This is a genomic window from Neisseria sp. P0022.S010 (assembly GCF_051956635.1).
The window spans coordinates 40,400-62,649 of the sequence record NZ_JBQCXF010000002.1 but is presented as its reverse complement, the minus strand read 5'-3'; the positions used below and the strand labels follow the sequence as shown (position 1 = coordinate 62,649).

The 22,250-nt window shown below is 51.0% G+C and carries 34 protein-coding genes; 8 read left to right on the top strand and 26 right to left on the bottom strand.

Translation table 11 applies throughout. The annotated features are described in order from the left end of the window. The first annotated feature begins 86 nt into the window (after positions 1-86). The 5 genes from dnaQ (at position 87) to ACTHUT_RS00795 (ending at position 3,551) form a co-directional block, all read left to right on the top strand. Positions 87-824, top strand: a complete 738-nt coding sequence (dnaQ, locus tag ACTHUT_RS00815; RefSeq protein WP_036490680.1) for a DNA polymerase III subunit epsilon — start codon at positions 87-89, stop codon at positions 822-824. Continuing rightward, positions 821-1,507, top strand: coding sequence for a 2-C-methyl-D-erythritol 4-phosphate cytidylyltransferase (gene ispD, locus ACTHUT_RS00810; protein WP_315093620.1), 687 nt, complete (start codon positions 821-823; stop codon positions 1,505-1,507). The genes dnaQ and ispD overlap by 4 nt, the downstream gene beginning before the upstream one ends. Before the next feature lie 31 nt (positions 1,508-1,538). After that, positions 1,539-2,018 (top strand): 2-C-methyl-D-erythritol 2,4-cyclodiphosphate synthase, encoded by a 480-nt coding sequence (gene ispF, locus ACTHUT_RS00805; protein WP_003679071.1) that lies wholly within the window; start codon positions 1,539-1,541, stop codon positions 2,016-2,018. 43 nt (positions 2,019-2,061) lie between these two features. Beyond that, complete coding sequence (gene rpiA, locus ACTHUT_RS00800; protein WP_440386323.1) at positions 2,062-2,733, top strand: ribose-5-phosphate isomerase RpiA; 672 nt, start codon at positions 2,062-2,064, stop codon at positions 2,731-2,733. Positions 2,734-2,807: 74 nt separating this feature from the next. Then, on the top strand, positions 2,808-3,551 hold the full coding sequence (locus ACTHUT_RS00795) for a thermonuclease family protein (RefSeq protein WP_440386324.1): 744 nt from the start codon (positions 2,808-2,810) through the stop codon (positions 3,549-3,551). 391 nt (positions 3,552-3,942) lie between these two features. On the opposite strand, the gene ACTHUT_RS00790 is transcribed toward ACTHUT_RS00795, so the two are convergent. From ACTHUT_RS00790 to ACTHUT_RS00715, 16 genes are all read right to left on the bottom strand, one after another. Beyond that, a complete protein-coding gene (locus ACTHUT_RS00790) occupies positions 3,943-4,272 on the bottom strand; it encodes a helix-turn-helix domain-containing protein (protein ID WP_440386325.1) in 330 nt (109 codons plus the stop codon). A gap of 211 nt (positions 4,273-4,483) precedes the next feature. After that, a complete protein-coding gene (locus ACTHUT_RS00785; protein WP_440386326.1) occupies positions 4,484-6,760 on the bottom strand; it encodes a replication endonuclease in 2,277 nt (758 codons plus the stop codon). A gap of 5 nt (positions 6,761-6,765) precedes the next feature. Beyond that, entirely contained in the window at positions 6,766-7,113 is a 348-nt protein-coding gene (locus tag ACTHUT_RS00780) for a hypothetical protein (RefSeq protein WP_440386327.1), read from the bottom strand. Next, positions 7,110-7,235 (bottom strand): hypothetical protein, encoded by a 126-nt coding sequence (locus tag ACTHUT_RS00775; protein WP_440386328.1) that lies wholly within the window; start codon positions 7,233-7,235, stop codon positions 7,110-7,112. The genes ACTHUT_RS00780 and ACTHUT_RS00775 overlap by 4 nt, the downstream gene beginning before the upstream one ends. Beyond that, a complete protein-coding gene (locus tag ACTHUT_RS00770; protein ID WP_440386329.1) occupies positions 7,235-7,447 on the bottom strand; it encodes a hypothetical protein in 213 nt (70 codons plus the stop codon). Before ACTHUT_RS00770 ends, ACTHUT_RS00775 begins: the two co-directional genes overlap by 1 nt. 10 nt (positions 7,448-7,457) lie before the next feature. After that, positions 7,458-7,700, bottom strand: coding sequence for a head morphogeneis protein (locus ACTHUT_RS00765; protein WP_440386330.1), 243 nt, complete (start codon positions 7,698-7,700; stop codon positions 7,458-7,460). A gap of 3 nt (positions 7,701-7,703) precedes the next feature. After that, positions 7,704-8,150, bottom strand: a complete 447-nt coding sequence (locus tag ACTHUT_RS00760) for a nucleoside triphosphate pyrophosphohydrolase family protein (protein ID WP_440386331.1) — start codon at positions 8,148-8,150, stop codon at positions 7,704-7,706. 38 nt (positions 8,151-8,188) lie between these two features. After that, positions 8,189-8,368 (bottom strand): hypothetical protein, encoded by a 180-nt coding sequence (locus ACTHUT_RS00755; protein WP_107832002.1) that lies wholly within the window; start codon positions 8,366-8,368, stop codon positions 8,189-8,191. Further along, on the bottom strand, positions 8,365-8,577 hold the full coding sequence (locus ACTHUT_RS00750; protein ID WP_440386332.1) for a hypothetical protein: 213 nt from the start codon (positions 8,575-8,577) through the stop codon (positions 8,365-8,367). Before ACTHUT_RS00750 ends, ACTHUT_RS00755 begins: the two co-directional genes overlap by 4 nt. A gap of 20 nt (positions 8,578-8,597) precedes the next feature. Then, positions 8,598-9,293 carry a DNA methyltransferase gene (locus ACTHUT_RS00745; RefSeq protein WP_440386333.1) on the bottom strand — a complete coding sequence of 232 codons (696 nt, stop codon included), beginning with the start codon at positions 9,291-9,293 and terminating at the stop codon, positions 8,598-8,600. Positions 9,294-9,307: 14 nt separating this feature from the next. Then, a complete protein-coding gene (locus tag ACTHUT_RS00740; protein ID WP_440386335.1) occupies positions 9,308-9,745 on the bottom strand; it encodes a hypothetical protein in 438 nt (145 codons plus the stop codon). A 10-nt stretch (positions 9,746-9,755) separates the two neighbouring features. After that, on the bottom strand, positions 9,756-10,073 hold the full coding sequence (locus ACTHUT_RS00735) for an ogr/Delta-like zinc finger family protein (RefSeq protein WP_314575466.1): 318 nt from the start codon (positions 10,071-10,073) through the stop codon (positions 9,756-9,758). Then, positions 10,057-10,260: a hypothetical protein gene (locus tag ACTHUT_RS00730; RefSeq protein ID WP_440386336.1), complete on the bottom strand. Its 204-nt coding sequence runs from the start codon at positions 10,258-10,260 to the stop codon at positions 10,057-10,059. Before ACTHUT_RS00730 ends, ACTHUT_RS00735 begins: the two co-directional genes overlap by 17 nt. Before the next feature lie 72 nt (positions 10,261-10,332). Next, on the bottom strand, positions 10,333-10,614 hold the full coding sequence (locus tag ACTHUT_RS00725) for a hypothetical protein (protein ID WP_440386338.1): 282 nt from the start codon (positions 10,612-10,614) through the stop codon (positions 10,333-10,335). Beyond that, a complete protein-coding gene (locus tag ACTHUT_RS00720) occupies positions 10,611-11,060 on the bottom strand; it encodes a DUF6948 domain-containing protein (RefSeq protein ID WP_440386339.1) in 450 nt (149 codons plus the stop codon). The genes ACTHUT_RS00725 and ACTHUT_RS00720 overlap by 4 nt, the downstream gene beginning before the upstream one ends. 97 nt (positions 11,061-11,157) lie before the next feature. Continuing rightward, the gene (locus tag ACTHUT_RS00715; RefSeq protein ID WP_440386340.1) at positions 11,158-11,349 is read right to left on the bottom strand and encodes a Cro/CI family transcriptional regulator; all 192 of its coding nucleotides are present in this window, start codon (positions 11,347-11,349) and stop codon (positions 11,158-11,160) included. 361 nt (positions 11,350-11,710) lie between these two features. Here ACTHUT_RS00715 and ACTHUT_RS00710 point away from each other — a divergent pair, with 361 nt between their 5' ends. Next, a complete protein-coding gene (locus ACTHUT_RS00710; RefSeq protein ID WP_440386341.1) occupies positions 11,711-12,184 on the top strand; it encodes a S24 family peptidase in 474 nt (157 codons plus the stop codon). A gap of 23 nt (positions 12,185-12,207) precedes the next feature. Continuing rightward, positions 12,208-13,011 (top strand): WYL domain-containing protein, encoded by an 804-nt coding sequence (locus tag ACTHUT_RS00705; RefSeq protein WP_440386342.1) that lies wholly within the window; start codon positions 12,208-12,210, stop codon positions 13,009-13,011. Positions 13,012-13,122: 111 nt separating this feature from the next. Here ACTHUT_RS00705 and ACTHUT_RS00700 read toward each other — a convergent pair whose 3' ends face one another. Genes ACTHUT_RS00700 through ACTHUT_RS00685 form a run of 4 tightly spaced genes read right to left on the bottom strand, consistent with a single transcriptional unit; the run spans position 13,123 to position 17,734 of the window. Continuing rightward, the gene (locus ACTHUT_RS00700; RefSeq protein WP_440386343.1) at positions 13,123-13,284 is read right to left on the bottom strand and encodes a hypothetical protein; all 162 of its coding nucleotides are present in this window, start codon (positions 13,282-13,284) and stop codon (positions 13,123-13,125) included. Further along, on the bottom strand, positions 13,265-14,617 hold the full coding sequence (locus tag ACTHUT_RS00695) for a contractile injection system protein, VgrG/Pvc8 family (RefSeq protein WP_440386344.1): 1,353 nt from the start codon (positions 14,615-14,617) through the stop codon (positions 13,265-13,267). The genes ACTHUT_RS00700 and ACTHUT_RS00695 overlap by 20 nt, the downstream gene beginning before the upstream one ends. Before the next feature lie 3 nt (positions 14,618-14,620). Further along, positions 14,621-15,073 carry a phage tail protein gene (locus ACTHUT_RS00690; RefSeq protein WP_440386345.1) on the bottom strand — a complete coding sequence of 151 codons (453 nt, stop codon included), beginning with the start codon at positions 15,071-15,073 and terminating at the stop codon, positions 14,621-14,623. 3 nt (positions 15,074-15,076) lie between these two features. After that, complete coding sequence (locus tag ACTHUT_RS00685; RefSeq protein WP_440386346.1) at positions 15,077-17,734, bottom strand: phage tail tape measure protein; 2,658 nt, start codon at positions 17,732-17,734, stop codon at positions 15,077-15,079. 14 nt (positions 17,735-17,748) lie between these two features. Between ACTHUT_RS00685 and ACTHUT_RS00680 the strand changes: the two genes are divergently transcribed. Then, the gene (locus tag ACTHUT_RS00680; RefSeq protein ID WP_440386347.1) at positions 17,749-17,919 is read left to right on the top strand and encodes a hypothetical protein; all 171 of its coding nucleotides are present in this window, start codon (positions 17,749-17,751) and stop codon (positions 17,917-17,919) included. A 56-nt stretch (positions 17,920-17,975) separates the two neighbouring features. Here ACTHUT_RS00680 and ACTHUT_RS00675 read toward each other — a convergent pair whose 3' ends face one another. The 6 genes from ACTHUT_RS00675 to ACTHUT_RS00650 form a co-directional block, all read right to left on the bottom strand. Continuing rightward, positions 17,976-18,326 carry a hypothetical protein gene (locus tag ACTHUT_RS00675; protein ID WP_440386349.1) on the bottom strand — a complete coding sequence of 117 codons (351 nt, stop codon included), beginning with the start codon at positions 18,324-18,326 and terminating at the stop codon, positions 17,976-17,978. Between the two features lie 9 nt (positions 18,327-18,335). Next, complete coding sequence (locus ACTHUT_RS00670; RefSeq protein ID WP_440386350.1) at positions 18,336-19,343, bottom strand: hypothetical protein; 1,008 nt, start codon at positions 19,341-19,343, stop codon at positions 18,336-18,338. Beyond that, complete coding sequence (locus ACTHUT_RS00665) at positions 19,343-19,849, bottom strand: phage major tail tube protein (protein WP_440386351.1); 507 nt, start codon at positions 19,847-19,849, stop codon at positions 19,343-19,345. The genes ACTHUT_RS00670 and ACTHUT_RS00665 overlap by 1 nt, the downstream gene beginning before the upstream one ends. Before the next feature lie 24 nt (positions 19,850-19,873). Next, on the bottom strand, positions 19,874-21,076 hold the full coding sequence (locus tag ACTHUT_RS00660; protein ID WP_440386352.1) for a phage tail sheath subtilisin-like domain-containing protein: 1,203 nt from the start codon (positions 21,074-21,076) through the stop codon (positions 19,874-19,876). A 92-nt stretch (positions 21,077-21,168) separates the two neighbouring features. After that, a complete protein-coding gene (locus ACTHUT_RS00655; protein ID WP_440386353.1) occupies positions 21,169-21,648 on the bottom strand; it encodes a hypothetical protein in 480 nt (159 codons plus the stop codon). Continuing rightward, positions 21,649-22,245 carry a phage tail protein gene (locus ACTHUT_RS00650; protein WP_440386354.1) on the bottom strand — a complete coding sequence of 199 codons (597 nt, stop codon included), beginning with the start codon at positions 22,243-22,245 and terminating at the stop codon, positions 21,649-21,651. Between the last annotated feature and the right edge of the window lie 5 nt (positions 22,246-22,250).

Genomic DNA, 22,250 nt, shown 5'->3' with positions numbered 1-22,250 from the left:
AAGCAGCTAAAGTTTTGCTGACTATACATTTCAGACGGCCTTCAGTATGATTCAGGACGTTTTGATAATTGCAGAAACCACCAACCATGAGCCAACGTCAGATTATCCTCGATACGGAAACCACGGGCCTTTATCCTGAAAACGGCGACCGTCTGGTCGAATTTGCCGGCTTGGAAATGATCAACCGCCAAATGACCGACTCCAACCTTCATTTATATGTCCACCCGGAACGCGATATGCCGGAGGAAGCAGCGAAGGTGCATGGTTTGACGATTGAAGTATTGGAAGCGAAGAATGCGCCGCCGTTTGCCCAAGTGGGTAAACAGATTGCCGACTTCATACGTGGCGCAGAGCTGATTATCCATAACGCCAAGTTTGACGTCGGCTTCCTGAATATGGAATTCCGCCGCATGGGTTTGCCTTCTATTGAGGAACTGGGTTGTAAAGTCACCGACACGCTGGCCATGGCGCGTGAAATGTTTCCGGGGCAAAAGGCAAGCTTGGATGCCTTGTGTAACCGCTTTTCCGTTGACCGCAGCAAACGTGTCTTGCACGGCGCGTTAATCGACTGCGAGCTTTTGGGTGAAGTCTATCTTGCCATGACGCGTCAGCAGTTCGACCTGATGGGCGGAGAGGTGGAAGAAGAGGGCGAAGTCAAACCAACCATTATTGCGGAAACCAAACGTACATCGCAGTTGAAAGTCATCAAAGCCGATGCGGACGAGCTGGCCGCACATGAAAAATATTTGGACGATTTGGGCGAAGCATGCGTATGGCGCAAGGCTGAAACGCCGGATGAGGCCGATGCCGGAGCGTCAGCATGATGCGCCGCAATATCGCTTTGATTCCCGCTGCCGGTGTCGGGGCGCGATTTGGCGCGGGAAAACCCAAACAATATGTTGAAATCAATGGTAAAACCGTATTGCAACACACCATAGAAATTTTTGAGCAACACTCACGCATAGATTTAATTGCCGTTATTCTTTCGCCGGAAGATTCGGTTTTTCAGACGGCCCTGTCTGAGAAAGTGCGTGTCTTCCGAGTGGGCGGTGCAAGTCGTGCCGAAACGGTACGCAACGGCGTATCTACTCTATTAGAACAAGGTTTGGCCGAGGCGCAAGACAATATTTTGGTTCATGATGCCGCTCGTTGTTGTCTGCCTGCCGAAGCGTTAACGCGTTTGCTTGATGAGGCAGGCGAGAATGATGAAGGTGGCATTCTGGCCATACCGGTGGCTGATACGCTCAAGCGGGCAGACGGCAGTCATCATATTGATGAAACCGTTGCACGTGCAGGATTATGGCAGGCGCAAACGCCGCAGCTTTTTCAGACGGCCTTATTAAATCGCGCCTTATCGGTTGATGATTTGAGTGAGATTACGGATGAAGCGTCAGCGGTTGAAAAACTGGGTATCCGGCCGCGCTTGGTGCAGGGCGATACGCGCAATTTAAAATTGACGCTGCCGCAAGACGAATACATTGTCAGATTGTTGCTCAAGGCCGTCTGAACAATCAAAACCCATTATTTAAGGAAATAATATGAATATCCGTGTCGGACAGGGCTACGATGTCCATCAGTTGGTTGAAGGGCGAGATTTGATACTCGGCGGCGTCAACATTCCGTTTGAAAAGGGCTTACTGGGTCATTCCGATGCCGATGCGCTTTTGCATGCGATTACCGATGCCCTGTTGGGCGCGGCCGGTTTGGGCGATATCGGCAGCCATTTTCCTGATACTGCCGCCGAGTTCAAAGATGCAGACAGCCGTGTGCTGTTGCGTGAGGCTTATCAAAGCGTGCAGGCATTGGGTTGGAAGGTGGTTAATGTCGATACGACCGTGATTGCGCAAAAACCCAAACTCGCGCCACATATTCCGGCCATGCGCGCCAATATTGCCGCAGATTTGGGCTTGCCTGAAAACTGCGTCAACATCAAGGGCAAAACCAACGAAAAACTCGGCTATCTGGGGCGTATGGAAGCCATTGAAGCACAAGCGGCAGTATTGCTGATTAAAGCCTAAGGGCTTAAAATCGTTTCATCATTCAAACCGAAAGACTGACAACATGGCAACTCAAGACGAACTCAAACGCATTGCTGCCGAAAAAGCGGTGGAATTTGTTCCTGAAAATGAATACATCGGTATCGGCACCGGCTCTACCATTAACTTTTTTATCGAAGCTTTGGGTAAAAGCGGTAAGAAAATCAAGGGCGCCGTATCTACTTCCAAAAAATCCAGCGAGCTTTTGGCAAAATACGAAATTCCAGAAGTTTCACTGAATGATGTGATGGGTTTGGCGGTTTATGTTGACGGCGCAGACGAAGTCAACCACGCGCTGCAAATGATTAAAGGCGGTGGCGGTGCGCATTTGAATGAAAAAATCGTGGCCAGCGCATCGGATAAATTTATCTGTATTGCCGATGAAAGCAAATATGTTTCCCGTTTGGGCAAATTCCCATTGCCGGTGGAAGTGGTTGAAAATGCCCGTTCGCTGGTGTCGCGCAAACTGCTTGCCATGGGCGGACAGCCTGAGTTGCGTGTCGGCTATACTACTTTCTATGGTAACCAAATCGTTGATGTTCACGGCCTCAATATCGACCAAGCCCTGAAAATGGAAGACGAAATCAACAAAATCACCGGCGTAGTCGAAAACGGTATTTTTGCCCGTGATGCCGCCGATGTGTTGGTTTTGGGTACGGCAGAAGGTGCAAAAGTCATCCTGCCTTGTCAGGATTAATGAAGATTAATCAATCTTAAAAGGCCGTCTGAAAGTACATCAGGTCTTTCAGACGGCCTTCAATTTGGCAAAATATGCAAATCAGTAAAATTATCAAATGGTTGCCTGTTGTTTTATCCGTTTTGGGCGCACTGGGTTACAGCTCACGCGATACCGAGTTGATTCGTAGCGGGGTAAGCGTTGCCGCAACATTGGCACAAAACGACAATATCGGTTTGGAAAAGGTCAATGAATGGCTGGGAGAAAATGTCGTCAAAGCCACATCTGACACCAAAACCGAAGCTGAGCCCAAGCAAGAACAGAAACAAAAACAAAAGGCATCGCGACAATCCTACACATACAACGGAAAAATTATCAAAATCCATGATGGCGATACCATGCACATTATCGATAGCGACGGCCGAAAACACAAAATCCGCATGGCCTATATCGATGCGCCGGAAATCAATCAGGCCTATGGTACGCAATCACGAGACAATCTGATTGATGCCGCATTAAATAAAAAAGCCAAAGTCCGCGTGTTTGAAGCCGACCGCTATCAGCGCGAAGTTGCACAAGTATCAGTCGGCACGATCGACCTGAATTTAATGCAGATACGGGATGGCGCCGCATGGCATTATGTAAGTTATGCCAAAAAACAACAAAGTAAAACCGCCTACACCGACTATTCGGCCGCACAAAAACAAGCCAAGGAAAAACGTAAGGGCTTATGGAAAAAAGACAATCCGCAAGCGCCTTGGCAATTTCGCCGTCAAAACCACGAGCAGCAGAATGCCAATAAAAAGCAGTCTGATAAACAATGGTTTGGGATTTGGTAGGTTTTAAGAAAGAGGTCGTCTGAAAACTTTCAGACGGCCTTTCATTATGATGAAATAAACGTATAGGGCAGATTTTATATCAGGGGAAAATGGTATCGGGATTTTAGGATAAATCACGAATTTTCATCAAAATGTTACTAGGGTAAGATACTTGATAAGACATTACACCCTGTTCGGATAGACGAGATCAACCATATTCAACATATTCAAAAAGAGCAGATATGAAAAAAGACACCGTTAGCTGGTGTCTTTAGTATCTGGCAGAGAGGAAGGCTATCAGATTCAATTTTAATTTATTGTTTTATATTGTATATTTTCTATTATTTGATTTAATACCAAATAAAATACCAAATAAAAAATTCAAAAAATGCCGTCGATTTGACGGCATTTTCTAGTTTTTAATCTGTTCAAAATTGGCTTTTACCATTTCCGACAAACTTGTTTTTAATTTGTTTTCCTGGCTTTTTATAATTTTAGGAAGCCCGATAATTCGTCTTGTATTTAAAAAATATTCCCATGCAATTTCTACAAATTCGTCGGCTGAAATATTATATTTTTGCACTATTGCAATCAGTAATCGCTCTGACGTCGATTTCCCCAGCTCCAAATTACTCATCATTGCATTGCTGATTCCTAATTCTTGAGCCATTTCTTCCTGTGTAATTCCTATATCTATCCGTTTCTTTCTTAAAATTTTTCTCAAAATTGTATCTTTCCCCATTTTCTCAACCTCCCAAAAACTCGTCTCGCATTCTGATGACATCTTCGCGCTTGTATAGGTTGTCTCGGCCGACTAGCTTTGGCTGCGGTATCAAACCGGCGCGGCGGCGGTGCCAGATTGTGGCTGTTGATGGCGGCTTTTTGCCCGGTATCGTCCAAAGCTCTTTGACCTGTTCAAGCGTTATGTATTCATTCATTCCTTGCCCCTCGTTTTAATCCAATTTTTCCAATTCTTCGCCGATTTTGGCCAGCAGCTCTTGGCCTCGTGCCAAGACGTCGTCAACCGTCCACACGCGTGGGCGCGGTTGGTAGCGTTGGCGGCGTTGTTGTTTGATGACCGGCGTGTCGTCGGTCAGCGGTTTGACCATGCGCAGTCCGTCTAGGCGGCGCATGTAGTCTTTAAATTTCCAAATATCCAAAGATTTTTGACGAGCCGCGTCAGCGGCTTCGCGCGCGGCGGCGATGATTTTGTCTTGATCGGCTTTTTTCAGACGGCCTTTGCCTTGCTCTTCGCCGTCGAAACCATATAAATCAAAATCCCAGCTTTCATCCGGCAAAATATCCCAGTTCGGCAGGTCGTCGATTTCCTCGCAGGCGGCGAGGGTTTGCTCAATTTCTTCGGGCGTTGACGGAATCTTATAAGTTATCGTGTCGGAAACTGCCGCCAAATCTGCCTCGGAGATTTCCGTACAGTTATTGACACGAGTCCAAGCGGCGGCGGAGCCGCCGTATTTCAAAACCCACTCTTTCTCGCGTGAAATGAGGTATTCCCCCGTTTCAAGCTCGACGACGCCGCGCAGGATTGCGGCTTTCTCTTCGCCGTATTGGTTGCGCTCGTCTGTTTCTTCTTTGTACAAAGCCAACGGCAAATCCGCGCGCTTAACGAATGCGTAGTCTTCGCCGCCCAATAAAGCGACAAATTTGCCCCAGTCGCCCTGGTCGGCCGCGTGGACGGCGCGATACAAGAGAGAATCTTCGGCGTCAACGTGGACGCGGCGCAGCTCTCGATAAAGAGTAACCGGCACGCCGCCAATTTGTTGGAATTGGCGGATGCCCCATTGCGAAGCCCACGCGCCGACGCGTTTTGCGGTTTCGGCGGCTGATGTGCCTGGCTCTGCCTCGTCATCGTCGCCCATGCTCTCGCCGGAGTTGGTCAGGCCGTCAATATTTTTGGAGACGTACTTTGCCAAATAGGCAGCGGCGCAGCCTTTGGCCGGGTCGATGTCTTTGAAGTCAACACGGGCAGACGCGCGCGATTTTTGCCAAAAGCGGAAAGAATAATTCTCCCAAAACTCGTCCTCCGTCTTCATGGCGGCTTTGAGTTGGGCGAGGCTGATTTTCTTGCCAGATTCGCGCATGATGGCTTCTTGGCGGCGTTTCGCTTCGGCGGTGCGCTCTTTGTCGGTCTCAAAATAATTTAATCCCAGCTCCTCGCGGTCGGCGCGGCAGCCGTATTTGGCGACAACGCGGCGGAAAGCCTCCTTGTGTGCCTGCTCCATGAATAGGAGCAAGTGCCAGTGCGGCGTTGCGTCATGGTGCGGCTCGGCAACGCGGAAGCCGTAGATACGGATACCGGCGCGTCCAAGATTGGCGCGGATTTGCGTCCAGACTTTTTGCAGGTAGTCTGCGCCATCGCGCGGCGTGCTGCCGTCAAATTTCGGATTGTCGGCGCTGTTTTTAGACAGTTTTTTGTGAAAGCGGCTAGGGCAGGTCAGTGTAACCATGCAGCCGTAGTGGCCATGCACGCGGCTGATTTCGTCAAAGCCTCTCATGCGCGTCATCAGCTCCATGCGGCGGATGGCAGGATTAGCCATTGAATGCTCCCACAATTCTGCCAAGACGAATGATTCGCCAGTCTCTTCGCAGATTGCTTCGGCTTGCTCGAAAAACGCGCGCGCCTTGAGCTTGCGTTGCTCAAAGCGTTTGAATGCCTCGTTTGAGATATACAAACCGGCGCGGCGGTGTACCATGCCGCATTCGCGCATGACGGCTTCAAATACGCGGTAGATAAATTTGTAGAGTTGGCGTTTCCACCATTTTTTTTCTTTCAGACGGCCTTTAATGCCGGCTATGCCTTCGGCCAGCAGCTCTTCATCGTCGCTTTCGGCGGCTTTGGCGATTTTGCGCAGTTGCTGCTCAAATACTTCGGCGGAGCGGATGCCCTCTTTGTCGGCTGCGTCCATCATGTGCTTGTAGCCCATGCCCAGCATTTCTTTTTGCTCAAACTTAGCAGCCAAAGCCTGCGCCCTGGCTTCGATGGTCTCGTTATCTGCCGACAGGTCGAGGCCGTCGGGCAGGTGTAGATTTCGCACGGCGGCAAGCGCGCGCGCCGCCTCTTTGTCGGCTTTGACAGCGGCAGCCAAATCGGCCAGCCCTGCGGCAGGGTTGGCCGTGCGCTGCCAGCTGCTGATAACCACATAGGCCAGGCCGTGGGGCAGGGTCTTTTGTATGTCTTGCTCCAATACCGGAGCCATGTGGAAATAGGTCATTTTCGTTAATCGTCCGCCCGAATCGGGCCGTAGGGTGTATCAGGGAAAGGCCGCCAGTATGTGACCTCTGCTTCGGGGAATTTGCGCCCCTCTAAATTCTCGTATCGCCGCTGGCCGTAGAAACCGGCCTGCACTTTTTCGCCGTCAAAAAATAAAATCTGTTGATATTCAGGCGGTCTGTTTTGCGTTGTCATCCAAAATCCTGCCTCGCCTATTTTTGCCCTTTGGCTCCAAGCCATCGCGGCGACTTGGGTCTCTCTCGAGTAGTAGCCGCCGCCCGGCTTTTGTTGAGGATTCATGCCGCGCTTGCGCGCCCATGCTTCAAAATTTTTGGCCTCTAGCTCTCGATTCATAGCTCGTATTCTTTCTGCGTTTCCGCCCATAAGAGATACGCGCACAATAAAACCAACAGGGCGAGGGCGACGGCTACTGCGAAAATCGTCAGCAAAACCAAAATCAGGAAAACAATATCCATCAGGCTGCCTCGCGTACCAAATAAGCTGACGGCCAGCCGCGTCGGTTTCGTACTTCATACAGTGCGGCATTGATGGTCTTGTAGGGCTTTTTCTTGCCGCCGCCGTCGGCGTTGATTTCGAGGACTGCTTCGCCGTCTGCCGTTGCGATGATTTTGCCGATTTGCACGTCGCTGCCGTGTGGCTCGTAATTCATGATTTTGTAAGTTTTCATCTTTTTCCCTTTAAACTTTTACTACTTTAAAATCGCCTTCTTGGGCTGCTCCGATACGGTAAGACCATGTTCGTTCACGTTTTTCTTTAGGTCTAACATAGGCAACTTTAAATTCACTTATGTCGGCATACACAACTCCACCCCGCAGAGGTTCGTGAGTTATTGGCAAGTTGCCATGCTCTGCCTTCAAGTCTTCCAATCGCCTGATTAAGTCTGATATGCGTGGATTACTCGGCCAAATCCCATTTTCCATTTTTTATAACTCCTTATTTTTATTTAAAAACTTCTCCAAATCAGGCTTAAAGTAGCCGTCTGTTTTGGCGATTTTGCCGTTTTCATCAAATACCGGTACGCCGTCTTTGAATTTGCTCCAGTTGGATTTATTCACTTCGTCCAACGCGCCTGCCATATCAAAGCCCATCATGTAGCCTACGCCGCAGGCTGTAACGATTTGGTCGCAAAGCGCGTCCAAAACTGCCGCTTTTTCTTTGCTGCCCATATTCTCGATACCGTGTCTATATGACAAAAGATTAGTCTTGAACCTCAATTCTTGAGTAACAACATCGTCACAATAGAGATTCATGGCATGGCACATCTCTTTAATCTCTTCAAAATGACAGCCTATCTGCATCATCTGATTTTCAATCTTCGGTTGTGGCACTGCTTTTCCGAACCACTCCTTAATACTTTCCAATGTATTCATTTTTAATCCTTTCTTTTAAATAAACGCTTACCTAAAACCTAATTAATATTCCCAATTCTCGCCGCCCAATCGGCGATTTCTTTCTCGGTGTATTCCACCTCGCTGCGGCGTTGCGCTTCTTCGTGCAACCATTCGGCGACGATTTGCGCCGCTTCGTGGGGCAGGATGTGGGCGACTTGCCAGAGTGGGATGTCGTTAAACAATTCCTGCACCGTCATCGCGCTGCCTCCGCGTCGCCCTGTGTCGGGTCGTATTCCGGGCTTTCGTAGTCGGCTGCGGCTTTGGCTTCGGCTTCGCGCGCCTGGATGTCCATGACTGTCGGCGTTTCTTCGGCGGTTTTGGCTTCAGACGGCATCATGGTCATTAATGCCCACATCGCCAAAGCCATTGCGATGATGTCGAGTATGTAGCGGATTCTGATTTTCATGATTAATCCTTTTGTTTTCTTTATTCAAAATAACTCACAATGTCTTTAATTAAATCAACAGGTATGGATGACCGCACGATATGTTTGCTTCCTTTCCAATCGCAAAATGCAAATTTCGCGCGCTTCGCCTGTTTTAAATTCATCGCCACGCCTGAAGCGAAACCAGTTCTTTTAAGCGGGAAATCATCGCTATATGCGGCATAACAGGCCACGTTCTTCACGAAACTCAATCCCTCACGCTCCAACTTGTCAAAAATCATTGATGATTGAGGATTCTCGATAACAAACGGGATTCCCAAAGCCTTGACCAATTCAGCCGTGAACAACGCTGTTAAATCGCCGTTCACTCCCTTTCTAAAATATCTGGAATAGACAGCAGGAATTTCAGGCGCGTTACGCTCAACCAATTTACGGACTGCCACATACGGATTGTTTTTCCAGTTTTGAAAAGTTCGTAATGCTAGGCTGTTTTTATCTCGGTAAGCGTTTCCGTTATCTCCTCCTGTTGCGAAGCTCCAAGATTCACACGGCGGGCTTGCCATCAGTAAATCAAACGGCTCTTTCTTGTGCATATCGACAAGTTTTTTAATATTCTTCAAGTCTGATAAATCCATCACAATGTCGGCATTCCCAATCCCTACCGACACTACATCATGCTCAGGCAGTGCCTTTTTTACGCTGCCGTTGCCATCGTCAAATAAAGCTAAAATTCTCATCTTTTTCTTTCCCCTTAATTGCCTCTGATGGCGCGGCGGTCTGTGATGGGCGGCCGCTGTTTGGCTTGTACTGTTCCAATTTTTTTGACGACTTCTTCAACGCCCATTTTGTTGGCGGCGTAGCCTGCGCTTCTGACGCGATTATCGAGGTCGAGCAGGTAGTGATTAATCTCGTTTGCGGTCAGGTTTGGCAGCCCCAGCCCGTAGGCGACATTGATGGTATTGACCGATTGCACCAACTGCCGAAGCTGGGCGACGATTTCCTGCACTTTCTCCACTTGCTCCACCTGCCCCAGCGTCATGGTCATGGCGGCCAGCTCGTTGGCTGTGTAGGCTGGTTTCGGCCGGCTGGGCATGGCGTCGCGCTCTAGGGCATTAAAAATCTTGGCTTGCTTGGATTTGGCGGCGACCAGCGTTTGGCGGATGCTTTGCATGGCTTGCGGTTGATTCATTTCCTATCCCCTATGGAAGCAGCGTTTCCTGCTGCATGAGTTTGATATCCTCTTCCACTGCCTTGAGCGTTTCGCCGTGGATTTCCGGCGGCTCTTTGCTCTTTTCGGCATAGAATCGGCTGCCTTTCTGAATCGTGCTGCTAATCTCAAAATATCCTGTTCCAGTCCATCCGCAGAGGGGATTGGTGCAGCGCAAATAATATAAGCGGGTCAGGACGGTTTGCCGGAAAGACGCGTAAATGACACAAGGCTCTTCGCAGCATGGGCAGGCTTGCTGCGCCAATTTCAGACGGCCTTTTTCGTGTTGGTTTCTATTTTTGACCGTCATGGGCTTGCTCCCTTGCATAAACTACTAGGCCGCCGCCGTGTTTGCGGTAGGTCGCCGTTGCGCGGATATTCGGAAAGCGTTTCATCGGCTCGGCGAGGCGGAAGTTTTCGGCTTCGCGGTCGGTCAGCTCATGACGCGCGATTTCTTGGTGCTTGGCGTTTACGATGATTAATTGATTGTTTGACATATCCCCACCTCTTATTTTTTTAAATTAAACCGTGTTTGATTCGGACGTCTGCGTCGGCGGCCGCCTCCATCTTTAGCCTTCGCCGTCGCCTTCGCCGCTGCCGTAGCCGCTGCCTGCGCCGCTGCCTGCGCCGCCGCCGTAGCCGCTGCCGTCGCCGCTGCCGTTGCCGTAGCCGTAGCCTTCGCCGCTGCCGCCGCCGTTGCCGTTGCCGTAGCCGTAGCCGTAGCCGGAGCCGCTACCTTTGCCGCCGCCGTTGCCGTCGCCGTAGCCGGAGCCGTAGCCGCTACCTTTGCCGCCGCCGTTGCCGTCGCCGTAGCCTGAGCCGTGGTTAATTGGCTTATCTAAGTAGCTCATGATTGTTCGATCTCCAGTGCGGTGCGGATTGATTCGGCTGCGTTGCCTGTTACCGGAATAATCTCAATCGCTTCAAGCCATACGGAAGCAAGCTCACCGCAAATCTTGCTGTCTTCTTGCTTGATGCCGTGTCGTGCGACACCTGACAGGCTGATTGATTCCTTTGCCCACCATTCATACATACGGCGCGCTTTAACCAAAATCACTTCATTGCCTGCTTTTTGTTTCAACACGCCAAACCAAACGCCTGCAGAATAAGTTCGGATGATCACTTCTTTGCCGATGGCGAAATCATTAATGCCTTTAGCCTCTGCAACTGTTACAGGCGGCAAGGTTTCTTCTTGGGCTTCTTCTGCCTGTTGCTTGCTTTCCGCGCTTGCCAAAACATTTGCAATCATCATCAGCAAATCAGAAGGGCTGTTTACTTCAAATTTTTTAATTTCCATTTTGTATTTCCTTGTTTATCAAGTGTTTAAAAAATTTACCGTCATAGGCCGTTATCTTTTTTTCGCCTGTAACCGTTTGTTCGGATTCTTGCTCCGGTTAGTTTGGTAGGCCGTCTGAAATTTGTTTGTATTGCAAGGGGAATTTCTCTTTTAAGAAGTTCATTTGCGCTTTCGGGATTCCGTTTTTCTGCCATTGAGAAACTGCTCCTCGTGTGATTCCGCAAATTTTTGCAACCGCTGAAACGCCTCCCAATTCTTTAATGAATTTGACTTGTTGGTCTGTTTTCATTTTTTGTCCTTTTTTAAAGTTTAGTGAACTATACATTCCTAAACTTGTCTAGTCAAGCATACTAAACAAATAATAGTTTAGAATTCTAAATAATCATTGTTTTTACTAAGTATTTTTTTGGCTGGGATTTTTAGTGATGGATTTGAAAGATAGACTTCAAGAGTTGATGGCTGAATACGGCCTAATCACTCAACAGGACTTGGCAGACTTCGCCGGAGTGTCTAAAGGTCTTGTCGGTCAATGGTTCAACGGTCAGACAGGGTTAGGTAAAAAACCGCTGTTAGCATTTGAAAAGAAGACAAGATTTTCTACTCGTTGGCTTGCAGATGGTCTAGGCGAAAAGTATAGAAAAGATTTAGAAATGTATAGAGAAGTTGATTTTTCAGACGGCCAAGAAACCGCGCGCCTGGATTTATTCGACGTTGCCGCCTCGTGTGGCAGTGGCCATTTGAATGCCGACTATCCCGAATTGCTGCACTCGCTGGAGATTCCTAAGTCTGCTCTTAAAGAGCTGCTCGGCACGGACAACCTGCACGGCGTGAAGCTGATGTCGCCCGACGGAGACAGCATGGAGCCGACAATACCGCCGAAGTCGATCACGCTGATTAAAACTGATGTCGTCGATTTTGAATCGAGCGGCGTGTACTTGTTCACGTTTCAGGGCTATACCTACATCAAACGCCTGGCGCGCGGCAAAGCTGGCGTGATACACGTTACAAGCGATAATCCGATTTACGGAAAATCCGACTTTGTCATCGAGCCGGAAGAATTTGACGATTTGTTTATTCACGGCAAATTCTGGAAGGTGTTGCCGTTGGATTTTTTGGATATTTAGTTTTTTAAGAAAAAGGGGATTTTATGAGCGAGGAAATGTCTGATTTGGTGGCCTTATTCGTCTTGGGCGTGTGTACGTTTTATTCTGTTTGGCTGTCGATGGAGTTTAGCCCACGAAGCAAACTGCACTTGCTCTGGACGATTCCTGTCGGCTTTTTCGGCTGCTTTGTGGCTTTGGCTATATTTTCGCTTGCGGTCAATCAGGCGAATGATTTTGTATTTATTGCGGCGGCCAGTGCGCTATTTTTGCCGTTTCCGATTTGGCGGCTGTACAACCGCCGAAAATTTGCGCCTGCACCGAAAGAGCAGGCCGCGCCCAAAGAGCCAAAACAGATTCTCACACCGTCGGCTCTGTTTGATTCCGTCCGAAACATGAAAAGCAAACTTGATTTACAGACGGCATTGCTGAAGAAAAACAACGGCGACGATTTGCCGCCGCCCGAAGTCAGCGGATCGAAATACATCAATCCGAATGACCCGGATTTAAAGGCGCGTTATGAAAACTTTGTCGCTTTTAAGGCTTGGCAGAAAAAGAGGGCGGAAACAAGCCAGCGTTATGATTCGTATTTGGACGATGACGATTTTATCCTTGACGATGACGCCGAAAGTGAAGAGCTTCCAGACGGCTTAAGTCTGGGCGACGAAATCACTTTTTCTTATACGAATGCGAAAGGCGAATTTTCTGACCGCCGCTTCGTCATTCATGGATTTGACGGCCTCTATTTAGAAGGCTGGGATTTGGATAAACATGATGGTCGGACTTTCCGAATTGACCGTATAGACGGCGGCGTCGTCAAAATAAGTACCGGCGAAGTATTTTATTTTTAATTTTTTTGAAAAAATGCTTGCATTACCGCATTAGGTGCGGCGGCAATATCTTGAGCGGAAATCGAATTAAAAACAGAGACCGTCTGAATTTCAGACGGCCTTTTTGTCGGGCTAATATTTTATTTGGCGCATGGCTTGATAATTGGCGAGTTCGCGCTCGGCGTGGTTGAATGCGTCGATGTCGGCGGCTTCGCTGGCTTCTCGGCTTTTTTGTTGCCAGTATTGGATTTGTCGGTCAATCCATGAATATGGATCATGAGTTTGGTTTTCCATTTTTTAGAATCTCCGTAATTTCGCCTGTCGGCTGGAAGTTGTTGGTCGGCGCGTCTTCGTAGAGCGTGATGTCGGGGACGATGCGCGCTTCAAATTGTATGCTTGCGGTATAGCCGCCGCTGTCGATTTTATGCGAAACCTCGTTAATTAGCCAGGCTTCTGCGTCGATTTCGGGCTTAAAGCCTTTGACGACGGCAGGCGTTTCGGGGTAGAGGTCAGGGCGGCCGACGGCGAGGGTAATGCTAAATTCGGCAACGCCGCGCTGGATTTTTTTGAATGCGCCGCGCGCGCCTGACCATGCGCCGCTTTCTGTGGCATACAGATGGCGCAGGGTTTTGATTTTTTGGCCGTCGGTGTTGACTTTGCGATTGTCTGTCACGGTTTTTGTCGTCGTGACTTTTTTTGTTGTGTACTGCCTGCCTTTTTTGCCTTTTACCGTCTTGCCCTTGGTGGCTTTGCCTTTTTGGGTTTTGCCTTTTACGGCTTTTCCTTTGATGATTTTTGTCTCGCTGACTGTCTTTTTATTGGGGTAGGCGTTGTCTTTGTTGACGATGACTTCTTTTTTTTGGCCTGTTTTTTTATCGGTGTAATAGGCGCGCACGGCCTGATAACTGTTATTGCTGGAGTAGGTAAAGCTGTGGCTGTCGCCGCTGGCGCGCGTGATGGTGGTGGGCTGAATGGGCTGGCCGCTGGCGGTTTGGCTCTCGCCTGCAGGGATAAATAAGAGCTTGCCGTTTTTGATGGTAGCGATGGCGTCGTATTGCTCGGCAAGGCGGCTCATAAAGGACGCGTCTGATTCGTTGGTTTGGTCGATGTGTTCTATTTTTTGGCTTTGAAAATCCTTGCTGATGATGTATTCGTATTTGTGTTTTTTGGCGATGGTCTCAATGATTTGGTAGAGGGTTTGCTTGTGCCAGCTTTTCTCGACTTGCTCGGCGAGGGCTTCGGCGAGGTCGGCGGCGCGCGCGGTAATGCTTAGGCGGTCGGGGCTGCCTGATGCGGTAAATTCGGAGACGAGGTATTCGCCTTTTTCGACGAGGCCAGTTTCTTGGTAGCCCAGCTTGAGCGTGATTTTGCTGCCTGTTTTAGGGATGGCAATGGTGCCGTCGTGGTCGTCCAATTCGATGGTCAGCTCGTCGGCTTCAAAGCCGCGCTTGTCGGTCAGGCTGATGCTGATGATGCGGCTCATTGCCTGCGTGCCAAAGCGGCGGCCGTCTATGGTCAGCTCGGCTGCCGGCGTGAGATGTCGGGCGTTTTTGCCGCTGACTTCGTCAAAGATTTTAGCAGCGGCCTTTTGGGCGGCCGCGCTGATGGAATCAAAATTTAATTGCATGGCTTAAATCCCTGTCAGGTTTCGGACGACGGAGACGGCGACGTTGAGGGCGGCGCCTTCGAGGCCTAGCGCGCTGTCGGAAACTTTTTTCAGGCTCATGCTGAAAGAGATGGCGCGCGCGGAGCCGTCGGGATTCAGTTGGCTGCCTCGCTCTTGGATGTTGGTTATCACATAGCTGCCCATGATTTTGCCGTGGCCCATGATTAGGGTGTAGGGCTTGCCGGTAGCCGCCATCATGCGCAGGGCTTCGATGCTGCCCGTGCCGCCTGTGACTTCGGGGCGCAGCTCGCCCTCGATGGTCATCTCTTCTGGGTCTTTGCCTGTAAATTGTGCCGGCGGCATGGTGCCGACGGTTGCTTGGTTTGGGTGTTTCCATGCCTGGCTGCGGCTGTATTGATTAAAGGGTATGGTACGCATTAAAAACACGAACATCCCCAAGCTGCCTAATAAAACCATGATTTAGTCCTTATCGAAAAATGAGGAATTGCGGCGGCGCTGCTTGGCTTGGCTGCGCGCTTCGAGCTTGGCCATGATGGCGTTGACGAGGGTCTGCTCGCTCATGCCCGGCGCGGCGTGAACGTTGATTGTGATGTTGTCGCCCGCCATGCTGACGGCGTGGGGCGCAGCATTGAATCGGGTCGGGCTGGGCAGGGCGGTTTGGCGGCCGTCTGAAAATCCCAGTCCCAAGCGGTTGCCGATGTTGGCGAGTACGCCTGCGCCGCCGCGTCGGATGGCCTCGACTGCCTGCCAGCCGCCAAATTTGGCGACGTCGCGCTGATTGAATACGACTTCGCCTTTGTGTACAACGCCTGCGGCTTCATGGACGCCGCCTGCGCCTGTGTAGCCGCCGACGGAAAAACCGCGATTGGGAATGCCAATGCTGGGCGGCGTTGCCGGGGCTTTTGCGGAGGTGGCCTTTTTGAGCCATTCCCACGCGCCGACGGCAGCGGAGCGCAGGATTCTGAAGCTGTTGATGACTGCGCCGATGGGACCCATTGCGGCCGCCATGGCGATGGCGATTGGGTTATTGCCGGAAAATGTTTTTTTAATCCATTCCCAGCCGCTAATCAGGGCGGCTTTGACTTTATTCCAGTTTGCGAGCAGGGCAATGAGCCAGCCGATAGGGCCGGTAAAGGCGGCGAGCAGGGGGTTTTGTTGGAATACTTTTTTAATCCATTCCCAGCCTGCAATCAGGGCGGATTTGACTGTTTCCCAGTTGCGCCATAGCAAAACAATGGCAGTAACGGCGAGGATGGCCCAGCCGAAGGGGTTGGTCACAAGGAAAACCGCCGCTTTTGCGCCAAAGCCTAGCAGCGCCATGCCCAGACGGCCAAGCCAGCCGATAATCGTGGAAATCGCGCCGCCGCCACCTGCGAAGACGCCGAAGAGGCTGAAGAATGAAAATTTAGCCAGGGCGATGGGGACGAGGACGGCGGAAATGGCCGCGCCGATGCCTGTGATGACGGTCAGGAAGATGCCGACGGCGGCGACGATTTTCATGATGGTATTAGCGGTCTCTGGATTTTGGGCGGCCCAGTTGCTCAATTTTTCGTTAACGTCGCCGATCCATTTGGTTATTTCTTTCAATTCAGGCGCGATGGATTCGCCCATTTTGGCAAGAAAGTTGGTAAACGTGCCACCTGCCGCGTCCCATAAGTTGGTCAGCGTGCCTAATTGGTCGTTGACGCGCTGTTCGAGGCTGGCTTGCGATTCCAGTTTTTTGGCAAATTCTTCGTATCCTGCCTTGCCTTTATCGATCATGGTGTTTAAGGCTTGCTGCGTCTCGGCATCATCGCCGAAGATGCCTTGCAGAATCTTGAGGCGTTGCTCGGTGTTGACGGCTTTGAGCTTGGCCAGCTCGTCGTACATTTTGTCTAAGCCGCCAAATTCGCCCTTGCCGTCGGTAAAGTCGAGGGAAATGCCTGTCCCTTTTGTGGCTTTGGCAATTTTCTTGGTATCCATCATGCGCGTGAACACTTTGCGCATGGCGTTGCCTGCTGATTCGCCTACTAAGCCTGATTGGTCAAGCATGCCGACGAGCGGCGCCATCGTCTTCATGGCTGCCTCGCCCTTGATGTTGAGGATGTCGAGGGCTGGGGCCATTTTTTCAAACGCGCCTTGAATATTACTATCTTCAACGCCTACGTAATGCAGCCGCTGAACTTGGTCGATAACGCCTTTTATCTCGTCTTCGGTCGCACGCATAGCGTCTTGCAGTTTGGCTGTCATCTCGGCGGCGGCTTCTGGGCTTTTTTTGAGTTGGACGGCCAAGAGGGCGGCGGCCTCGCCTGTGCCGCCTAAGATTTTTTTTGATTCTATGCCTTGGCGGCGCAACATGAGCATCATGATTTTAAAGTCGGCGGTCGTACCCGGCAGGCGGTCGCCCAAGCGAGTGGCAAGGTTTTCAATGTCTTTGAAGTCGGCGGATACTTTGCCGGTATTGTCCATCATGGCCGCGCGCAGGTCGGTGGAGGCGGCCTCTGTTTCGGCGTAGGCTTTGACCGGCGAAGAGAGGACGTTGCGCGTGGTGTCGGCAATGCCGCGCGCGGTGTACATCAGGCCGACGGCGCGCATGCCTGCTTCGGTCATTTGGGATTTGGCGGCGGCGGCTTTGTTTTGGGCGTTTTGTAATTTTTCGTATGCCAGCCGTTGCTTTTCTACCGCTTTAGATGCCGCTTCGTGTTTTTTATTTAATTGGTCTTGGGCGTTTGAGAATGTTTTGGCCGTGATACCGGCGGCAGATAATGCCTGGTCGAGTTTTCTGACTTTCTCCCAGTTTTTCTCTTGCGCCTGTGTCAGCTTTTTGTTTGCTTTGGTCAAGTCGCGTAATTCTTTTTCTTGCTCTTTGCTCGCTGTTCCTGTTTTGGCAATTTCGTTATTCAGGCGGCGGATTTCGGCGGCGTTTTTTCTTAATGCTTCGCCGTTTTTGCTTAATTCTTTATTTAATTTGTTTTTTCTTAATAGATTTTCTTGGGCTTTATCTAGGTCATGCAATTCTGCCTCTGCCTTTTTTAGGCTTTGCGCTAAAACGTTGCTGCCCTCTCGTAGCTTTTTGAAAGCCGCGCTGGCTTTGTCGGTGGCCGACATGATGATTTTTAATTCGAGGCTTTTAGACATGATGTTTCCTGTTTTTGATTACAAAAGGCCGTCTGAAATATTCAGGCGGCCTTTGTTTACTCTTCGGGCGTGTTGATTTGGACGGCTTTGTCGGTCCACTCAATCAGCTCGGCGATATTGCATTGCTCAAACTTGTCGAGGCTGCCGAAGGTCGCCGCGCATTGGGCGAGGCAGTCGTTGATTAGGTTGTAATACTTTTTCTCGTCTTCTGCCGCCGCCTGATAGATGTCGGCTTCGCCGCTTAGGATTCGGCCGACGTGGTCTGCTCGGAATTTGAGCTTTGGGAGTAGCCCAAGTCCTGCAAGGCTGCCTCCATCTCGGCTTTGGCTGACGGCGGCGCTGAAAAAAAATCAATGGCAACATTTAAGACTTGAGCGTCCGACATGCTCAATTTGCCATAGGCGACACGCGTCAGCGGCGGCGTTGAGATTTTGCCCAGCAGTTTTTGAACGGTGTCTGTGTGTTTGACTTTAATCAAGTCCTGCCCCAAGCCCTCCATGTCTTTGGCCAGCGGCTCGCGCAGGGTGTAGCGGTCGCCGGTGGAAAGCTCGATGGTCAGGGTGTTGTCGTCGTTGATTTTGATGGTTTGCATTGTTTGCTCCTATTTGGATTTTAAGATGGCGGCGCGATACCAAACGCCTTTTAACTCTGGGCTGTAATTGGTGGCCAGGTCAAAGCCTGACGCGGTCACGTTTTGGACGTACTGCAAGCGTGCCGAATTGCTTCGGATGTCTAAGCATACCTCGAAAATATCAGGGCGGCGGCTGAATGGTTTGGGGAAAGATACTGTGGCCGGCGTGTTGTTTTCGGGGATAAAGCCGAAATTTTCACGGGCGATGTAGCCCTCCTGAATTTCACTATATGGCGATTCTGCTTTAGGGGCAGGGCGGTTTTCCAAAGCAGTGAGGCGGCGTTTGAGTTCGCTGTCGTCGTAGACGGTGTCTTGGTCTTGGCGGTTTTCCAGCGCGGTCAGCCGTTGCTTGAGGTCGCTGTCGTCGTAGACGGTGTCTTGGTCTTGGCGGTTTTCCAGCGCGGTCAGCCGTTGCTTGATGTCGCTGTCGTCGTAGACGGTGTCTCGGTCTTGGCGGTTTTCCAGCGCGGTCAGCCGTTGCTTGATGTCGCTGTCGTCGTAGACGGTGTCTCGGTCTTGGCGGTTTTCCAGCGCGGCGAGCCGTTGCTTGATTTCGCTGTCATCGTATGCCGTCGGGCTTCGATTTCCAGCCGCGCGGATGATGGTGGCTTCGGAAACGGTAACGCTGACGGCCTCTTCGTGGATTTCGCCGCCGTCGCCTGCGGTCACGGGCGTGATGCTCGGCGTGATGTGCAGTTGGCCGCGCAAATAGGTTTTGACGTACTGGCCGCTGATGGCGCGGAGGTCGTATTCGGCGGTTGTGTGCGTGATGGCGGCGGTCAGGGCGGATGGAAACAGCAGGCTGACGATGTTGCCGTCAACGGTCAGCTCGGGCGCAATGGTTGCACCGTCGGGGAATTTGACGGCCAGCGCAAAAGACAGGCCGTCGATTTGCAACGGCTCGCCTGCTTCGTTGGTCAGGGCGACTTTGAATAAATAGGTGTCGCCCTGGTAAATGGCCAGATTCTTGGTTTTCATCACAAGCCCAACGCGGCGCGCAGGCCGGCGCGTTCGTCTTGGCCGCCGAAAGCGGCTTTATTGCCCATGACGTCAATTTCGACGATGGGGCTGCCGTCCACGCTTTCTTTCCAATAAACAAGCTCGACTGTGAATTTATGCTCGCCGCCTTCGCCTTGTTTGTCGCTGCCGGGGTCGGCTTCGGTAATGCGGCCGCGCGCTTCGCCTTTGAGGGTTTGGTAGCCTGTGCCGTCTTCTTCTTGCAGCGCGCCTTGGTAGCGCAGCAGCTTGCCGTCAATGCTGCTTGACATAGATTTGAGCATATCGGCGTCGTAGCCTTTGGATGTGATTTCCATTGTCAGCTTTTCAAAGCCGTGGACGACGGTCATTTCAATCATGCCGCCGCCCGGCGTGTAGGTTTCGGTTTGGCGGCTGATTTTTGGGCGCGTGATGTCGACGGTTACGCCGTATTGGTTCTCGCCATCGACGAATAAGTTAAAGCCTTTAAGGACTTTTGGCATTTTCATGGGGTGGGTTTCCTTTCAGACGGCCTAGACGGTAGTCGGTTTCAGGGTGTTGGCGAATGTGATGACCTTGTCAACCAAGTTAACAAAGAAGGTGTCGGTAACGTGTTGGTTGAAAACCAAGTTTTCCAGTGGCGGCACCCATGTGAACTCGTAGCTGATTGTGAATTGACCGGCTTGGACGGTTTCGGAGGTGTTGAGGGTTTTGTCGATAAACACGCGCGCGCCCAAGATGTAGCCTTTGTTGACGTACTGCGCCAATTTGGCGTTGATGGCCATAATGATGTCTTCCATCAGGCTCTTATGCATCGGCTTGTCCAAAGCCCACATGAAGGCGGAAGCGATGGTCTCTTGGATGATTTGGGCGGTACGCGTGGCGACTTCGAAAGCCATCATGCTGTCGTTGGTGCAGGTGCGGTTGCCCCAAACGCGGAAACCGTCCTCGCGGATCAGGGTGGTGACGTCTTTGTTGTTGAGGGTGTTGGCGTCGCAGTTTTTGTCCAAAAGATCAAAGCTGCGCGCGAATTTCAGGCCGCTGACGCCGTTGATTTCAGTGTTGGAGATTGATTTGTGCCAGCCAACATTTTTGTCGAGTTTGGCGCGCGCGCCCAATACTCGGGCGATGGTGGCGGCGGTCTCGGTTTTCTTGGAGGCAGGGTCGAATGCCATAAACTCGTTGTCAATCAACATCAGCTCACGCTGGCCGAAGTTTTTGCGGTAGTTGCCCACTTCCGTGATGTCGGGATTGCCGCCTGCGCTGCCGTAGGCAAAGGCGCGCGTCGCTTGGGCAACGCCTACCAATTCGGTCAAGACGTCTTGGCTGTCCAGCTCTGGGCAGCCCAAGATTTTCGGGGTATAGCCTGTCACGGCTTTGGCGCGGCGCAGGGCTTTGAGGCCGGTGTAGTTGCCGCCTTCGGCTGTGCCGATGACGTTGGCTTTGAGTTCTTCGGTGTTTTTGCTGTCGGCAACGCGCACGATGACGACTTGTGCGTCGGCTTGGTCAACGATGGCGTCGAGGGATTTGGCGAGCGTGCCTTTTGTGCCTGCTTTGGCGAGCAGGTCGTAGGCGGAGGTGGCGAAAATCGGGGTGTTCAGCGGAAATACTTTTGCGTCGGCATCTTCGGCGGTACAAACCATGCCGATGATGGCTGTCGAGATGTCGCTGATGCTGCGCACGCCTTCGGTGTATTCGTTGGCTGTGATGCCATGATGGCGGTTTGCTTCTGCCATTGGGGCTTCCTTTTTGTGGGTTGGACGATTGATACACTATTAAAAATTAATCCCACGCGTGTGGCGAGCGCGTGGGATTTTTTGGGTATTTTTTAAAATTGGTCTTGCTTCATGACAACGGCAAGGTCTGACGGCGAATATTTGGACGGCTCGCCAAAGCCGATGACGGCGGCGCACCATTCGGAGCAAAACCATTTATCCGGAGCTTGGCGAATTTTCAGGCGTCGGAAAACCGACTTGACGGCCAAAACGCCTGAAAGGTCGTATTTCTTGCCTTTTGTTTCGCGCCATAGTTTCATGGCGCGGCCGTAGGTCAGATTAGGCTTGGGCAGCTCAATCAAATCCCACTTGTCAGACGGCAGCTCCATGCGCTTGCAACGGACGCCGCCGTCCCGATGGGACGATGTGTAGCAGTCAAACTGACCGTCAGGTAGTCGGACGGCGATTTCGCAGTGGGAATATTCGCCGCGCGTCGCTTTGCGGATTGCCCAATCAGTCAAGCGGTAGATGATGTCTTTGGGAGATTGGATTTTTTTTCGGCCTTTGTACAATGCCAAATAAATTTTACTCATTCAGACGGCCTCCGGCAGCTTAAACTCGATTTTGATTTTGTCTAAGGCTGATTTGGTTTTGGCGGATTCGATTTTGCTCTGCAGCGCCTGCCGCTGGCCTGTGATGGATGCGGTCAGTTGCTCATAGGCGAGAGTCTTTTTCAAAGCCGCCTGTTTGAGTGCGTCAGCCGGTACGCCTCGGCTGGCCGCGATTTGGTCGAGTATTGGCGTAGGGGCAGATTTATCAGCCGCCCATGCTTTTGCCTCGGCCGCTTGGATGACCCATGTCTGCACTTCAAAGCCTGGGATTTTATCGATACCGGCGGCGCGGTCGATAAACGCTTGAGCCGCCGCATTTAAGCTGATGATTTTTTCGGCTCGTAGCTCTTCCAAGATGGCGGCTTCGCGCTCATTTGGCAAAACCCATTCCCCATCCTTGACGATATGGGCTTCAGACGGTGGCGGCGTGGTTGCTTCCTGCACGGTTTTGCCGTCTGAAAACAAGTATTCGCCCAAATCGTCCGCAGCTTCTAAATAAAAGTAGCCTTGGGGCAAAATAGGCGGCTCGACACTCATTTTCTCGGCGAAATGCCCATGATGATTAAAAATATAAAACATAATTA